A 16,130-nucleotide genomic window follows, 5' to 3' on the forward strand; every position below is an offset into this window, starting at 1 on the left:
TATCTTGGCTTTCAAACTATTCTCTTTTCTAGGTGCGGGGGCCGACTGATTCGGTGCGCTTTCGCGCCCCTTCTCCCTCGACCGCTTAGCCAATATAACGAAGTCCACACGGGATTGTCAAGGGGTGGGAAAAAGTTTTTCGAAGGGCTGGAAATGCCTTCAACATAAGCCCTTGTTTTACCTACGGCACTCACTAAACAGCAAAATCGAGAATTTACTTTTAGCGTTCTGCCACTGCCTCATGGGCTTCTGTGTACTGAACTGCAGTGATAGCGACCTTGTCAATTAACTGTTAGTTTTGGATTGTGGCACGCATAGAGGTAACTGACTTGCATGCTTTACGAGTGCTGAGCTGAGATGGAATTGCCTAGGAGTGTCTTTTGTGAAATTTAGGCTGATGAAGAAAACTTTAATAACATCTCTGATACTGGTGATGCTATATGTACCTCAGCCAGCAGCCAGCCAACTAGTACCTCGACCTTGGGTTTCGGTGGGAGTTAAAGACGATGACCCAACTTTCTCCATAGGTGCTAAAGCGGTTGGGCTAGGTGTGGAACTAGGAACTGGACCAGGTGGTGCCACTGGAGTAGATGTGCTTAAGTTTGTAAACTTGCCTGTCGTCTCGCCTTATGTGGGTTTGGGGCTGTACTCTGAAGACAAAGGTGTTGCTTATTCCGGCGGTGTACAAGTTGATGCTTCTGACAATTTGTTTGTTGGAGTAGGTTATAACTCGGTTCGAGGGGTGAACGGACAAGTCGGGCTGAGATTTTAGGTCACTCCGATCGCGAAATGACTAGGGAAAATTGGATGCTGGTTAAATTAACGCTGTTCCTCGTGAGCATGAGATTTTAGCATTTGAAAGGAGGGCAAATGCAGGCTGGCCTCCAACTCTGCGCGCTTCACGAAACGATTGAAGTCACTAGCAGCTTTGGTTTTTTGCTCTAGAGGTACCCGGTCATACCACAACCAAAACAGAGTTCTGGGGCTGATAGTGTCAGGTACGTTAGCCATAGTTATAGTTTCATCTTGCGTCAATAATATTGGTAAGCGTGACGCAAAATGTTGGTTCTGACCATCGATAAGACACGGAGTTGAGAACATCTAGGCAACGTAATCTTCGTATTTTTACCGAATGTTCTACAAAGTTTAGATTTTCCCGTCAAGATGGCATTGGCTAACGTTGAGGTTTGTGAACTTAGGTCCGACAAGGATGCGATCGCCCTCTTAGCTCCCATTACACTAGCTCAGCTTTTTTCAAACTTCAATTTTAGCTGTGTAACTGACGAGTGTGAAATTGGAAAGTTAGCATTAGGTAGAAATTTAGGATTTTTAGTTGCAGTAGATGGAACCCCTTGTTCGCTCGTTTCCAACTCAGAAGATTCAGCCTAACAATACGGCGCTACTCGTCATTGATATGGAGCGGGATTTTGTAGATGCGGGGGCTGTGCAGGAAACACCAGGAGGGCGAGAACTAGTTCCAGTGATTAATCGCTTAATCGATTGGGCTAGGCAACATACTGTGCCCATTATTTTTACCCATGAGATGCATCGGCCTGACAAAAGTGACTATGGGATTGAACTGGAATATGACCCAGTACATTGCCTAGAAGGAACGCCAGGTTGTGAGCTTACAGATGGCTTAGATGTACAGCCGCAAGATTACCGTATCTTAAATAAGCGCCGATACGACTGCTTTATGGGCACTGAGCTAGATCTATTACTACGATCGCAAAAGATTGAAAATTTAGTTTGTTGTGGAGTTACGGCTCATGTTTGTGTCATGAGCACAGTCTTCACGGCACGAAACCTAGACTATCGAGTAATTGTGCCACGGGATGCGATCGCAGGGGTTACGGTAGACCACTACACAGCAGCCTTACTCTGTATGAGTGATGTTTTTGCCTATATTTCAACTGCTACAGAAGTCACTCAACTCTGGGGCTAACGCTCGTTAGTTAGGAAGTAGTACTTTACAAGTTACTTTTTCCAAGGCAGCTTAGTGCCCATTTCGGTGAAGGCGGAAAAAACCAAGTACAACGCTAAAATACCAACACTAGCGAGGAAAATAATTAGATCGCTATTCATGGATGGGACACTCGAACCTACTTCTTGCTGATCATGGCAGAGTCGAGGCCGTGTCATGAAGTCCTCCACGGTAGCGCTTCGAAACAAAAACAGCGATCAGAGCTAAAAACATCGCTGCGATCGCCGTTTAGGTTTATTAGTGGTCAGAATTTAGAAGTTCATGAGTCCTAGATAGGAGGCTGAGGAAATGGCAATAATAGTCAGAACTCCCAGAATGATGCTGAGACCGAATTGAAAAGCAGGTTTTTTTCCAGCGCTCATAATTTACACCGCTTAAACTAATTTATTTAGTCATGGTGTCTGTGTCCTGAAAAAACTACATCCTGCCGCAGGACTAAGTAAGAAGGTACAAAAAACTGGAGCGAGATAAAAAATTTTGCTTGCTGGAGTTTGAGTCGTTCCTTAAGAGGGATGCTTGCAGGCGCTTGATTTTTCTTTTGGCAGAAGAGGAGAGATAGGAGCGATCGTTACACTTAAGAAAGTATTAAGTACCCTCTAACCTCTGCTGTAACTTGGTTTTGTATTATGGAATACTTAGGACAAACCATTGAGCTAATACAAAAAGATGGCGGATGGATTAGCGTTTGGTATCACCATATTTGTACGATTCAAATTGGAACTTTTCCAACCGCCAATGCTGCTTGGGATGCTGCTATAGAGCTAATTCAGCGGGATCTTGCAGTTCGAGGGCTGCTACAAGTTATTGACGATTGGAGTAGTGACAACTTCATTACTTGCCAAGAATACTCACTCTTGGAAGATTCACTCGTCCAGTTTGTTGTATCGGTTTAACAAGTGTCAACGTTGGGTTGTATCAGCTATGAAGTACGAGCTAGCAGCGATGCCTCACCTCGTCGATATAACTCACGAGCGTAATCTGTCCAAGTGCCTTGACCCCAGTAACGGAAACAGCTAGTTTGTAAGAGCAAATTGTAGAGTAACGCTTCTTGATAGTCCGATCGCTGCGTCACTGAACTATCCTGCTCTACTAGGCGATCATATTTCTCGTGAAACAGTGCGCTGAGTTTTCTCATGGGGTCTAAAACATTTTCGTAGCCATTGACCCAACTTAAATGATTGGTCCAGGAAGCTCCGTCCATATGGAATTGGTGGTCGGTAGCTTTGAGCTCGGCGATCGCTTTCTCCACTGCTTCAGGTGTGGCTTTGTCTGGATCAACTCGTTGCCAAATTTTGTGTTGATTGACAGCTTGGCAAATAGGATAGTCTTCCGGACTAGCACCCGCTGCTTCAATTAGTTCTAAGTACTCAGTACCATTTAGAGCAACTGTGCCAACTCTCCCTCCACCTTGCTCCCGCACTTCATGACAAGCTTTAAAGAAAGCTTGAGGAAACTCATTCATCATCACACCACCATTTTCCCCGTCAGCAATTTGGGTAACGAGGGAGGGCACCGTAACATCGCCAATTTGCTGGTGGCTGCGTCCTTTGGCTTCGTAATAAGGCTGCATTTGGCCGACTAGCTTGGTATCTGAGCCTTGAGTTTTAATTAGGGCAGTAATGCTAATCGTTTCTCCATGACAATTCCGAGCAACCAATCGGTTAGGGATATATTTCTGATCGTGTTGTAACCCAGAACCATCTATGTTTTCGACAGAATGTTCTTGCACCATCAGCCAACGATAGCCACATTCTTTGAGCGCTTTGATGTATTCATATAGCGTATCCGGATGATTGGGTAGATGCATTTCTGGTGGTGAGAAACCCTTTACCCGCTTTAGAGCGTCATAGCCAAAGATAGCTGCAAAGTGCTGTTGCCAAGCTTGGATATGCAGTTTGATATCTGGGATAGGAGTAGAAGGAATCACAGCGTGACTCCACATGGTGCCTAACCACTCCACATAAGGCTGATACTGGGGGTCACAAGCAAGCCGTCTCAGATTATCTAAGACATCTTCACGCCCCAGCTGGCGCAGCCCCCACAATAGATTACCCGAATAATCGAGCATCATCCGAGGATGGCATCCTTCGGCTACGAGTTGAGGGATAAACTCTCCCATGCGGCTGTAACACCAAGTAAAAGGATCAGCATTATGGTTATCTCCTTCCCCAGGATGCTCAAACATATATTGCAGGTTGCTGATCAGGGTACCATTGGCTCCTGCCGGAATTGTGGGTTGGTGCATATGCAGCGCACAAGCAAATCCTGCTGTAATGTCTGTTAGTTGGAGATTGGTCTGAGGTGAGAAAATAGGTTGATTGTGGTTCACCACTGTATTGATCTCTGTCTCCCAACCACAGAGGTTGGGCAGACCTGATCTGATTTCTGTCAAGGTGGAAAGAGGGGAAGCCGAAATTTGTGTAGACACAGAACTTCCTTCATGCTGATTTTGCGATCGCTTTCAATTGTGACTCATTCCAGTAGAAATCGTCTTAACCCAATTGAATTTGTCGCTACAGTAGGACTGGCAAAGAGTAGTCGCAAATTGGGAACTCTACATCTCATAGCCAATACTGGTAGTGTGCTTGACACGCTCAGTTATTGATTTTACTAGTCAGACTAGGAGTCAGCCTTGGAACTCGTGCAATTAGCCAAGCAAGGTGATGGTAGGGCGATCGCCACTTTATTAAATCGAGCTTTTGAGAAACAGGCAACTGCTGTCAAGGTGAATCTCAGGGGTAACTGCTTACAAGTGCTACTAGAGGCGACTCCACCGCCAGAACCACTAGCTGCCATGACCTTAATGCAACAGGTGATGTCACATATCCAACCAGAATCGCTAGAAAGAGTTGAAGTGTATGGTCGAGAAACAGGGGCAAAAATGTTTAGCTGGCAAAAAGAAATACGACTTCAGCAGCCCCAGCAGCCATCTAGGATTCAACCAACACTGCAAGACCGAGAACTCACTAAGCAGGGAGATTTTGAACAAAATGAAAGCCAGACCTCACCCTGTTTACAGCAGCCATCTGCCACTAAAAAAGGAAAGCTAGTTTTCTACAGTACCCGTAGACAAAGCCCTTCTCGCTCATCAACTCAGCATCAACCTCAAGCTGTAACAGCTGAAGGTTGGGGTGCAGTCTTAACAGGGTTGGGATTGGCAGTGATCTTGTTTATCCTCAGTCCGCTGAAACTACTATTTCGGGGATTTTTGGTCATGGTGCATGAGGTAGGGCATGCTTTGACTCACTGGTTATTTGGTCGTCCTGCCATTCCGATGATTGATTTCGCCTTCGGAGGTGGAATCACCATGAGCTTTGAGCAATCTTGGCTAATTCTAGGGCTGATTTATTTGGCGATCGCCTATTCAATTTGGCTCTGTCGGGTTTATCCTCGCCTACAAGGTGTTCTGGTTGGGTTGGCAGGGCTTTATAGCTTCTGCCTACTTACCGATTGGAATCTCATTTTGTCAACCTTTATGGGGCATGGCATGGAGATTTTGGCTATTTTTATTTGTCTTTATTTATCAATAAGTGGTTACTTTCGTCATATGGATGGCGATCGCACTATCTATGCCATGATGGGTTTCTTTACCTTGTTTAGCGATCTCCAGTTCTCATGGCAGTTGCTTTACGATTTAGATTTTCAGTCTTGGTACGACGAAGGTAAGGGCGGAATCATTGACAACGATTTGGTAATCCTAGCCAGTGAGTACTTTAACGCGGATCTCGCAACTATCGTGGGATGCCTAGTAGCAGGCTGTATCACGGCTCCTATTCTCGCCTTTTTACTTTTTCACTACGAGTCTTGGTTGCGCTCTGCGATTGGTAAGCTTTTGTCGTAGCCTAAAACAGTACAGCTAGCTAAACAGTGCAGCTAGCGATCGCTGGCATGTTGCTTTAGTTCGTTTAGAGAAGCATATTCCAAGGCTGAGGCATGGGTGGCAGCTAAAACAACAGGAGGAGCCATGCCTGCATCTAAAGCTTCCTTCCAGCGGGAGGCACACAAACACCAGCGATCGCCAGGCTGCAAACCTGGAAACTCAAAAGCTGGAACTGGCGTGCTCAGATCGTTACCTTGCTCCTTGGTAAAGGCTAAAAACTCTTCAGTCATTTGGGCACAAACTACATGGGCTCCAAAATCACCACCACCTGTATTGCACTTGCCATCTCGGTAGTATCCGGTCATGGGTGAGGTGCAGCAAGTTTCGAGGGTTCCACCTAGTACGTTGCGTGCTTCTGTCATGCTACTCCTGCTCTCTAAAATTTCTGATTGCTTAGGTTACCAGTTTAGGTGGATTTGAGGTGGAGTGTTATTGAGGTTGTTGAAATTGCTTAATAAATTCTATGATTTGTCGCATTTTGAAACCCTTAGCCAACTGGCGAAGATGGGTTGCAAAAGGTAAAAATTGCGGATCAAGCAGTTCTAATCTAGCTGCTCTCTCCGTTAGGGCTTTCAGGTCGCCCATCATCGCTAAGTGCAATAAAGCTGAAATTTCTTCAGCAGAGGGAGCCACTAAGGATGCAGAAGGGCTGTCGCTTGCTTCTACGGAAGAGTAAGAAAGAGATCCTGCTGCGATCGCCTGCCGACTAGGATCAGCAATATCAGAAATATTTGTCGATGGGTTCTGTTTTGTTTCCTGAAGAATATCTCTAGTTTCAAGACCCGATGCTAAGCTCTCGCCCTCAGCTTCCTCGTAAATCCATTCTAGTTTTAGGTGATGGCTTAGACGCTCCAGTAGCTCTGCTTCACGAATCGGCTTGGGCAGAAAATCATTGCAACCTACTTCCTGGCTCTGCTGTCGATCCATCGCAAAGATGCTGGCTGAAGTGGCAATGACCACAATGTGCTGGAGAACTGGAGACAGACGAATTTGGCGAGTCGCTTCAAACCCATCCATGCCAGGCATGACCAAATCCATCAAAATGACATCTGGCTCAAACTCATACGCTTTACGCAACCCCTCCCGGCCATTGGTCTCTTCCAATACCTGAAATCCTAATGGCCGTAGCAGGTTGATTAGCACTAAACGATTGTCCTCTTTGTCATCTATCACCATAATTTTTCGCCGATCGCCTTTATATCCACAAATACTGCGATCGCAGCGAGTAGTATCAGATAAGTGAGAAGCTTCAGTGAGATCCAAATCAATCCAAAAACTGCTTCCCTGCCCAGGCGCACTTTGTACTTGAATGTCACTCCCCATGAGCTGTACCAGTTGACGGCTAATTGAGAGGCCCAAGCCTGTTCCCTCGGTTTGGCGATAGTGTTCGCTAACTTGGCGAAATGGCAGAAAAATCTCCTGGAGGTGGGCGGGGGTAATCCCAATGCCCGTGTCTTCGATCAGAAAGCGGAGTGTGGTGGCATTTGGCACCTGAGAACTTTCCAACTTAGCCGCAGCCAGTGGAGTGTTGGATGAAATATTTGCGATTGGAGGGAGTAATTCGTTACCTAAAGCTGAAGATGAAAAACTGCTGACATAGCCAACTTTGAAAGTTACGCCACCGTTTTCCGTAAACTTAATCGCATTTCCTAATAAGTTAATCAGAACTTGGCGCAAACGCTTCTCATCCATTCGCACCAAGCGGGGGAGGGGGGGAAGCGGTTTGTAGGTGAATAATATTCCCTTTTGCTCAGCTCGAATGCGGCAAATCTCTACAACTCCTGCCAAAAACTCTGAGAACAAGACATCACTGAAGTAGAGTTCCATCTTGCGAGCTTCAATTTTGGAAAGGTCTAAGACGTCGTTGATCAACATCAGTAGATGCTCTCCACATTGATGAATCACGCTCAAACCATTCTTTTGCGACTCTGTTAAAGCTTTATTCTTCTTGAGAATCTGAGCATATCCTAAAATGCCATTGAGCGGAGTTCTCAGTTCATGGCTCATGTTTGCGAGAAACTCGCTTTTGGCCCGACTAGCAGCCTCAGCTACTTCTTCTGCCCGTTGGCGATCGCGAATTTCCTGCTGCAAGTCTAAAGTTCGTTCCTCAACTTTGGCTTCTAAAGTCCGATTCGCTTCTTCCAAGTCAGCGTAAAGACGAGCATTCTCAATCGAAATGGCGGCTTGAGAAGCAAGTAACTGTAAAACTTCTAAGCGTTCTGAAGTAAAGGCTCCAGTCGTTAGATTGTTTTCTAAATAAAGAGTCCCAGTTAGCTTGCCTTGATGCAGAATCGGTGCACATAAAACTGACTTAGGTTGATATTTTCTAATATATGCATCTGAGGTGAAAGCTCCTTCGCAGCCCGCATCATTGAGCACAACAGGCTCATGGGTTCTAGCAACATAGTTGATGATTGACGTGGGATAGGGATACTGGGCAACTGGATCTTCAATGGCGGTTGTGATCTGAGACTGCCATGCCAAAACATCTCTGCTAGTGCTGCCAAAGGCTGCAACCTCTAACTCTCCTGCTTGCTCTAGCAGTAATAATCCTAGTTCTGCACCCGCATTTTCCATCACAATCTGCATGAGTTTCTCTAGCAGCCTCGTCAAAACAATCTCACTGGAAAGTACTTGAGATGCCTTGAGGATGGTGGCTAAATCCAGTGTTTGAGTATGATCACCACTGGTAGAGCGATGAGTTTGCTGTTTAGTAAGTTGGGAGCTACCTCGCTGCTGGGTACGAGCAAAAACATCTATATATTTTGCTTCTAGGTGTTTAACTTTAGCGATCGCCCCCCAGCGCACATAGCCATAGTAGGCTTCGCTTAAGTATTCCTGAGCAAACTTATTCCGACCCAGAGCGAAATAAAATTCTGCGGCTCGCTCATTTGCCAGCGCTTCTTCTTGCAGATATCCATGTTCTTTAGCTCCAGCGATCGCCTGATCATATAACTCTCTAGCCTCAGCAATTTGCCCTAAAACTCGCGCTTTTTCTGCTTCTACTAGCTCATATTTATGCTGAAAGTTCATTGGGGCATGAGCGGCCCAGTTACGCATCTTCTCCTGATTACTATCTACTTTGCTCAAAAGGTGAGATTGTTGAGCCTGCGATGCCGATGGATAAATGCTGAGTTGTGCCAAAGAATCATAGAAATGACAGACTGGTACTACTAGAAATGCTCGTACTCCATCTAAATACTGTTCGGCTAAATCGGCATTCTCCAGAGCTTTTTGGTATTCTCCAAATAAATAACAAAGAATCAGCTTATTGAGATAAAAGTAGTGGAGAGTAGTCCTAGAATTGGCCTTCTGAAGCAGGGACAATGAGTAATCTTCGTCATACACTTCACCGACTAAACGATAGGAATTTGTTGTAGGTTGCAGTAAGTTGAAAACTGACTGTTGAAATATTTGATTCCAGGCGAGGGTATTTTCTTGGTTGAGCTGGGCAAAAGCAGCACTAAGAGTTACCATTTCCTGTTCTAGCTTCGGCAATTCTTGACCAACGAAGTATAAATGTTGGCATCTCTGCATGGCAGCATAGCAACCATACTCAAACTGTCCGTTCTCTAACCCGTGCAAGTATGCATCTTGGAGTAGCTGTAGAGTTTCTTTAACATGAACCTTGCCATGCATTGTGCAAGCTCCCGCAATAAAAAATATGCTTGTTTTTAGTTCTAAAGTGTTGAAACGCTCTACCAAACTTAAAGCTAATCTACCGAATTTATAAGCCAATTCAATATCTGAAAATACTCCATTGAGGAGGACGCTATAACAAACATATCCATAACTGGAAAAAGGTGCATTACCATATTGAATCGATAGAATAACCTGTTCGCAGGTAACTAATGGAAAGAGGGCGGGTGCTGCTTGATAAGTAGGAGAACCCATACTTGTAAGCATGCGTATAGCAGCTAGCTTATCTACTTCTGTCATTAAAGGCAGATTGATCAAATCTTCAATATTTCTACCAGTCAAACTAGTAGTAGTTTTAGACAGCATCTGCTCAATGTTAGAGGGGGTAGGTGATTCAGGTAACTTTACCCCTAATAGTTCCAAGGCTTGCAATCCTATTTTGACGGCTTCAAGCGGTTGAACTTGGGCCATGCAAGCTTGAATTCTAACTTCATAAACCTTCATTTTGTCAGTGGGAACTTTAGCTTTTTGCAGGACAGTAGTGGCCCATTCCTGCATCTGTGCAAAGTTGCCGTTGAGGTAAGCAGTCTCTGTAGCTGCTTCGTAAAGAGCTAAAGATAATTCGTACTGATTTTGCCAGCTATTTGTTGCTAACAATCCCAAACCTGCGCTTAAATAACGAATGGCAGACTCATAGGCAGCCGATGCTTTTGCCTTCTGTCCAGCAGTTAAATTAAGGGCAGCCAACTCATATTTTTCTGTCTCTGCACTAAGCAAATTGATGCCATAGTTGAGCTGATTAACTAAAGCAAAAATATTTTCTTTTTGCTCTTCAGGAGTTGAATTCTGTAGTAGTAACTGACCAATTTTTAAGTGAGTTCTTTGTTTTTGAGACTCTGGGATGAGAGAATAAGCCGCTTGCTGCACTCGGTCATGCAGAAACTTATATACAGTTGAATCTGAAGTAGTTAAAGCAGTTGCAGGATTGGAACTATTAGTTTCCTTGAACACCCCATCTATTGCGTCAGAGCTATAAGCTAGAGGGATTTTGTAGAAGCTGTTGAGCGGAGAAACTAAGCTTACTTCTAGGGCTGGCCACAAATCTGCCGCTGTTTCTATCTCGGACTTTTGATGAGCGATCGCTAAAACATCCAGGGTAAATTCATTGCCAATACAAGCAGCTAGCTTTAAAGCATCTTGGGTCGGCTCCGCCAGTCTTTGAATTTGACCAATCATCAGCTCTACAACATTTTCAGTAATCTCAATGTTTTGCAGAGCAGCAATATCCCATTTCCAGCAGTTTTGCTCGAAGTTAAAGCAGACTAAGTTTTCTTGATAAAGCGATTTTAAGAGCTGAGTCGAAAAGAAGGGATTGCCTTGGGTTTTTTCAAAAATCAATGCGGCTAAAGCTGCAATCTCATCCGGGGTGGTGCGTAAAGTATCCGCCACTAATTGATTCACATGGCTCACAGTCAAAGGTTGGAGAATGATTTGATTAATGCTGGCTCCAGCCTGTTGAATTTGCTTAAGGGTATGCATCAAGGGATGAGTGGCACTAACCTCATTGTCGCGATAGGCTCCAATTAGCAACAAATACTGAGTGCTGGGGTCGCTGATAACGGACTCCAGTAGGTTTAAGGAAGGCAAATCCGCCCATTGCAGATCATCGAGAAACACAACTAGAGGATGCTCGGCTTGGCTGAATACCCGGATAAACTGTTTGAATACTCGGTGGAAGCGATTCTGTAATTCCGCCGGACCTAGTTCAGGAACCGGAGGCTGTGGCCCCATAATGCGGACTACTTCTGGAATTACATCAATAATGACTTGAGCATTGCCTCCCAAAGCTTCAGATAACTTGGTCCGCCACACTCGGATCTTCTCATCACTCTCCGTGAGAATTTGCTGGACCAACTCTTGAAAAGCTCGAATTAGAGAAGCATAGGGGATATTGCGCTTGAATTGATCAAACTTCCCGGAGATAAAGTATCCCCGCTGTTCCGCGATCGGTTTATGGACTTCGTTTACCAAAGAAGATTTGCCAATCCCGGAGTAACCGCTGACCAACATCATTTCGGCTCTAGGTTGGTTATCTTTCGGGCAAGCGATGCGAGCGAAAGCATTCATTAGTAAACCAACTTCCCGATCGCGCCCATATAGCTTTTGGGGAATCGAAAATTGACTAAATGAATCCAATTCTCCAACTTTAAAGGGGGCAATCTCACCAGAGGTTTGTAACTGTTGCAGACAAGTTTCTAGATCGGCCTTCAGCCCCAAGCCACTTTGATAACGCTCCTCAGCCGTCTTGGCAAGCAACTTCATCACAATGTCAGCGATCGCTGGAGGAATTGCTGGATTGATCTCCCTTGGAGAGATGGGAGCTTTAGCAATGTGGCAATGAATTAGCTCTAGGGGATCTGTACCTTGGTAAGGTAGCTGGCCTGTGAGCAGTTCGTAGAAGGTAACACCTAAAGAGTAAAAATCGGCTCGGTAGTCAATGGCGCGATTCATCCTTCCCGTTTGCTCTGGAGACATATAAGCGAGACTGCCTTCGAGCAAATTGAGCTGGTTTGCGACTTGGTTTTCTCTAGATAGACGAGAAGCAATTCTAGATAGACGAGAAGCAATACTGAAGTCAATGATTTTGACTTGCTTAGTCTCAGGATGAATCAGGATATTTTGGGGTTTAATATCCTTGTGCAGAATGTGTTGTTGATGTAGTTGAGCCAAAATTTCTGCCAGTTGCACCGCAATCTGCAAAAACTGGGTCAAGTCCAATGCTTGGCGATCGCAATATTCATTGAAATATTCACTGAGGGATTGCCCAGAAAAATCCGGCAGGATCAAGGCTAGCCCGTTGTGGTAATTCTCCAGAGCGATGGGCTTCAGAACGCCATCGATCTCTAAGGACTGTAAAATTTTGAACTCATGTCTCAGCGTCGCCAGCTCCTCGACTGAAGGATGCTCAGCTTTCAGGGTTTTGATGATGACAGAGCGATGCTTCGGCTGCTTAGAAGCCCGATAGATGACAGTATTAGTGCCCTCATAAATCACTTCTAGGAGTTTGTAGCCAGCAATAGTCATGGTTGGTCGTACCCGCAGCCGTACTAGCATCCATGATGACCTAAGCTCAGGGGGAAAGGCATGAGCTGCTTGCAAAACTTCTTAAGGGTTATTCGCTCTCAGCAGGCTAAATTTGTACAGCGATCGCTCTTCAGGGGCTTGAACTTGTACTAGTGGCCTATCTAAAGGCAGATGACATTTGTATGTTCTTTAAGATACATTGACTACTGAATAACTACGTGATATGACGCATGTCAGAGCTGAACTCGGAGTCCTTCCCCTCACCGATTAACGAAAATGATCGGCTGGACGCGCTTCACCGCTACCAGATTCTTGATACCGCTCCAGAAGAGGCGTTTGATGATTTGACAGCTCTGGCTGCTCATATTTGTGGCACTCCTATGGCTCTAGTGAGCTTGGTAGACGCGCATCGACAGTGGTTTAAGTCTAAGGTGGGCGTAACTGCTACCGAGACTCCTAGGGAAATTGCGTTTTGCAGTCACACTATTATGCAACCGGACGAGTTGTTTGTAGTGCCTAACGCTCTAGAAGACGATCGCTTTGCTAGTAATCCGCTCGTCACCTCCGATCCGCAAATTCGGTTTTATGCTGGAGCTCCCTTAGTCACACCCGATGGCCATGCACTGGGCACTTTGTGTGTAATCGATCGCGAACCTCGTCAACTTACCGAGGAGCAAGCCAAGGCCTTACAAGCTCTAGGACGGCAAGTCATTACTCAACTGGAGCTACGAATTAATTTAGCTAAAGTACAGCAGACTTCTACGAAGCTAGAGAACACAGTCGAAGCTTTGCATCGTAGCAATCAGCATTTGAACCAAACCTTACGTGAGTTGCGCCACGCCCAAACTCAACTCGTTCAGGCAGAAAAAATGTCTGGGTTAGGGCAACTTGTGGCGGGAGTGGCCCACGAAATTAATAATCCGGTTACTTTCATTCACTGCAATTTGCCGCATATCCATCGCTACGCGGAAGATTTGCTAGAGCTAATCTCTATTTATCAAGAGCGTTGCCCTCAACTCGACCCCGAAGCCCAAAGTCGAGCCGAAGCACTAGATGCTGACTTTATCGTGAAAGATTTGAAGAAAGTCCTGGCTTCAATCGAAGTGGGCACAGGGCGGATTCATCAGATTGTGCGATCGCTGCAAAACTTTTCGGGTAAGGATCGAAGTCAAAAGGAACTCACCGACATTCATCGCGGGCTAGACGATACCCTGTTGATTCTGCAACATCGTCTCCAGGCTCCTGCAGCCCCGATTAGAGTTGTGAAAGAATACGGCGATTTACCGATTGCAGAATGCTACAGCGGCCCCTTGAACCAAGTTTTTATGAATGTGTTAACTAATGCCATTCATGCCTTAGAGCAGGCAAGTCAGGACCGCTCAGCCGCCGAGTTAGCCAAGCAACCTCCTACCATTACTATCCGCACCGCCCTTACAGCCGCAACCACAAAGGGAGAAAGTACCCTTCTGATCCGCATTGCTGATAATGGCATGGGTATCCCTCAAGATGTAATTCACCAAATCTTTGATCCGTTTTTCACGACTAAACCCACAGGTCAAGGAGTTGGTTTGGGTTTGTCTATTAGTTACCACGTTGTGGTGGACAAGCATGGTGGTCAGCTGAAGTGTCTTTCAGAGCCTGGAAAAGGGACAGAATTCTGGATTGAAATTCCTCAGGCTCTGAGCGTAGATTCGCTACAGCCTAAAGTATTAGCTAGAGAGGAAGTGAGCCTAAGGAGTGCTTCAATTGCTTAACTTGTTTAGCTGGTAGCTCTCCGCTTGCCTGATCTTTTATACAGCAGGGTCTATCCTAGGGCTGTGTAAAGTTCTGCATAAATTCCCTAGCCTAAGCATAGATCCTGCTGAAGCTTAAGGAAAAAACCTATATGACCACCAATGTTTCTCCTGAAATTAAAAAAGAAACGAATCGATCGCTCTGGATTGGTATCCTGCTTGTTGTTTTAGGCATTGCCGCGATCGCCTTGCCTCAAATCTCTACCATTGTGACTGAGAGTTGGGTTTCGCTGATCCTGGTTTCTGCTGGCGCAACTAAATTGGCTTACGCCTTTCAAACCCGCAACCAAGGTGGTTTTATTTGGAAACTGCTGTTGAGTGCGCTCTATGTTGCTACAGGTGTCATGCTGTTCTCTAACCCTCTGACAGGTGTTTTGACTCTGACCCTGTTGTTAGGTGGCTTCTTGTTGACTGAAGGTACATTTGAGCTGATTTTGGCGTTCCGCCTCCGCCCCCAAGAAAACTGGACTTGGGTATTGACCAACGGTATCGTGACTCTACTACTCGGCGTCATGATTTGGTTCCAGTGGCCCTTCAATGCACCTTGGCTGATCGGTACCTTAGTGGGAGTTAGCGTGCTCTTCACTGGTATTTCCCGCATCATGCTCTCCATAAATTCTGGTGCTGCTGGGCATTCTGACCAAACCGCTTCTGCGTAAACCGTCAATCAACGCCAGCTAGGTAGGGGCGGAGCATTCAGCCGTTGGGTCTAAAACAAGACCCTAGACTATGGCTTAAATGCTTGCCCCTGTCGTTTTCAGTAGCGATCAGAGAGAACCAGCGATCGCTTTATACCCCTAATTTTTCTCGAATCACCTCCTCCTTATCTTTGAAACCGATTAATACGGCTGCCTCATCTTTGACAAACAAAGGTCGCTTTAGCAGCATGGCATCTTGGCTAAAAGCCTCAATCCATTGCTCCTCGGTCCAAGTGCTTTTCTCCTCACCCAAGGCTCGGTAGGACTGACCGGAGGTGTTACGCATTGGCTTCGCGCCTAGTTGGTTCACCCACGCCTGAATGCTGGCCTGATCTGGCGGATGCTCTTTTGTATTGATGAACTCGTAGTCGATGCTGTGCTCATCCAGCCACTTGAAAGCTTTTTTGCAAGTGGTGCAGTTGGGAATTCCGTAAACCTTAATCATGCCAGTTAGCTCTGTTTCTGCCCGAAAAACTGATCAAAGCGATCGCGCGTAGTATATCAAATGTTAAGTTTAGTGACGGTAAGCAACTAAATTCTTTGATTCCTCATGCGTGTAATTCGGCCTCTTCTAGGAATTTTGATATGTCTGCTGGCTCTGGTAACGGTGCCGCTACCGACTCAAGCCGCTAGCTCAGCAGCCATTCGAGCTTACGATGATGTGAAATCTGTCGTTAAAGACTTTTCTGGCCAAGATTTAGCAAAGGCAGAATTTAGTAATGCCAAGCTGATAGAAGCCAATTTTAGCAACGCTAACTTGCAAGGAGCCGTTTTTAACGGTTCTATCGCTAAGAAAGCTAACTTTCACGGGGCGGATTTTAGCAATGGGATTGCTTATCTCAGCGACTTTTCGGGCGTTGACCTGAGTGATGCAGTGCTCACCTCTGCCATGCTGCTGAAGACCAATTTCCGGGGGGCCAAAATCACAGGCGCTGATTTTAGCTTCGCGGTGCTCGATCGCAATCAACTGCTAGAAATGTGCAAATCTGCTAGTGGCACCAACCCTGTCACTGGAATAGATACCCGCGATTCCTTGGAGTGCTCCTAAGTAA

13 protein-coding genes are annotated in these 16,130 nt (G+C 45.7%); 7 read left to right on the top strand and 6 right to left on the bottom strand.

What is annotated here, in order from left to right:
* Window positions 1-433: 433 nt before the first annotated feature.
* The gene (locus H6F68_RS05255; RefSeq protein ID WP_242065362.1) at window positions 434-772 is read left to right on the top strand and encodes a hypothetical protein; all 339 of its coding nucleotides are present in this window, start codon (window positions 434-436) and stop codon (window positions 770-772) included.
* Between the two features lie 47 nt (window positions 773-819).
* Here the strand turns inward: H6F68_RS05255 and H6F68_RS05260 are convergent, their stop codons facing one another.
* Window positions 820-1,011, bottom strand: coding sequence for a hypothetical protein (locus H6F68_RS05260; RefSeq protein ID WP_190441867.1), 192 nt, complete (start codon window positions 1,009-1,011; stop codon window positions 820-822).
* A gap of 331 nt (window positions 1,012-1,342) precedes the next feature.
* Between H6F68_RS05260 and H6F68_RS05265 the strand changes: the two genes are divergently transcribed.
* Window positions 1,343-1,945 carry a cysteine hydrolase family protein gene (locus H6F68_RS05265; protein WP_190557065.1) on the top strand — a complete coding sequence of 201 codons (603 nt, stop codon included), beginning with the start codon at window positions 1,343-1,345 and terminating at the stop codon, window positions 1,943-1,945.
* Window positions 1,946-1,977: 32 nt separating this feature from the next.
* Here H6F68_RS05265 and H6F68_RS05270 read toward each other — a convergent pair whose 3' ends face one another.
* Window positions 1,978-2,142, bottom strand: a complete 165-nt coding sequence (locus H6F68_RS05270; RefSeq protein ID WP_190557194.1) for a hypothetical protein — start codon at window positions 2,140-2,142, stop codon at window positions 1,978-1,980.
* 468 nt (window positions 2,143-2,610) lie between these two features.
* Here H6F68_RS05270 and H6F68_RS05275 point away from each other — a divergent pair, with 468 nt between their 5' ends.
* The gene (locus H6F68_RS05275) at window positions 2,611-2,877 is read left to right on the top strand and encodes a hypothetical protein (protein ID WP_190557067.1); all 267 of its coding nucleotides are present in this window, start codon (window positions 2,611-2,613) and stop codon (window positions 2,875-2,877) included.
* A gap of 26 nt (window positions 2,878-2,903) precedes the next feature.
* On the opposite strand, the gene H6F68_RS05280 is transcribed toward H6F68_RS05275, so the two are convergent.
* Window positions 2,904-4,412 (bottom strand): glycosyl hydrolase family 57, encoded by a 1,509-nt coding sequence (locus H6F68_RS05280; RefSeq protein WP_190557069.1) that lies wholly within the window; start codon window positions 4,410-4,412, stop codon window positions 2,904-2,906.
* A 204-nt stretch (window positions 4,413-4,616) separates the two neighbouring features.
* Between H6F68_RS05280 and H6F68_RS05285 the strand changes: the two genes are divergently transcribed.
* The gene (locus tag H6F68_RS05285) at window positions 4,617-5,825 is read left to right on the top strand and encodes a hypothetical protein (protein ID WP_190557071.1); all 1,209 of its coding nucleotides are present in this window, start codon (window positions 4,617-4,619) and stop codon (window positions 5,823-5,825) included.
* 32 nt (window positions 5,826-5,857) lie between these two features.
* On the opposite strand, the gene H6F68_RS05290 is transcribed toward H6F68_RS05285, so the two are convergent.
* Together H6F68_RS05290 and H6F68_RS05295 are read right to left on the bottom strand one after the other, a co-directional pair.
* Window positions 5,858-6,226 carry a DUF2237 family protein gene (locus H6F68_RS05290; RefSeq protein ID WP_190557073.1) on the bottom strand — a complete coding sequence of 123 codons (369 nt, stop codon included), beginning with the start codon at window positions 6,224-6,226 and terminating at the stop codon, window positions 5,858-5,860.
* 67 nt (window positions 6,227-6,293) lie between these two features.
* Window positions 6,294-12,587, bottom strand: a complete 6,294-nt coding sequence (locus H6F68_RS05295; RefSeq protein ID WP_206755502.1) for a hybrid sensor histidine kinase/response regulator — start codon at window positions 12,585-12,587, stop codon at window positions 6,294-6,296.
* Window positions 12,588-12,817: 230 nt separating this feature from the next.
* Here H6F68_RS05295 and H6F68_RS05300 point away from each other — a divergent pair, with 230 nt between their 5' ends.
* Window positions 12,818-14,341, top strand: a complete 1,524-nt coding sequence (locus H6F68_RS05300) for an ATP-binding protein (protein WP_190441857.1) — start codon at window positions 12,818-12,820, stop codon at window positions 14,339-14,341.
* Window positions 14,342-14,472: 131 nt separating this feature from the next.
* Entirely contained in the window at window positions 14,473-15,039 is a 567-nt protein-coding gene (locus H6F68_RS05305; protein WP_190441856.1) for an HdeD family acid-resistance protein, read from the top strand.
* Between the two features lie 130 nt (window positions 15,040-15,169).
* Here the strand turns inward: H6F68_RS05305 and H6F68_RS05310 are convergent, their stop codons facing one another.
* Complete coding sequence (locus H6F68_RS05310) at window positions 15,170-15,523, bottom strand: Spx/MgsR family RNA polymerase-binding regulatory protein (RefSeq protein ID WP_190557077.1); 354 nt, start codon at window positions 15,521-15,523, stop codon at window positions 15,170-15,172.
* A gap of 105 nt (window positions 15,524-15,628) precedes the next feature.
* Here H6F68_RS05310 and H6F68_RS05315 point away from each other — a divergent pair, with 105 nt between their 5' ends.
* Window positions 15,629-16,126: a pentapeptide repeat-containing protein gene (locus H6F68_RS05315; RefSeq protein WP_190557079.1), complete on the top strand. Its 498-nt coding sequence runs from the start codon at window positions 15,629-15,631 to the stop codon at window positions 16,124-16,126.
* Window positions 16,127-16,130 lie beyond the last annotated feature (4 nt).

Source organism: Trichocoleus sp. FACHB-262 (genome assembly GCF_014696035.1).
GTDB lineage: Bacteria > Cyanobacteriota > Cyanobacteriia > FACHB-46 > FACHB-46 > Trichocoleus.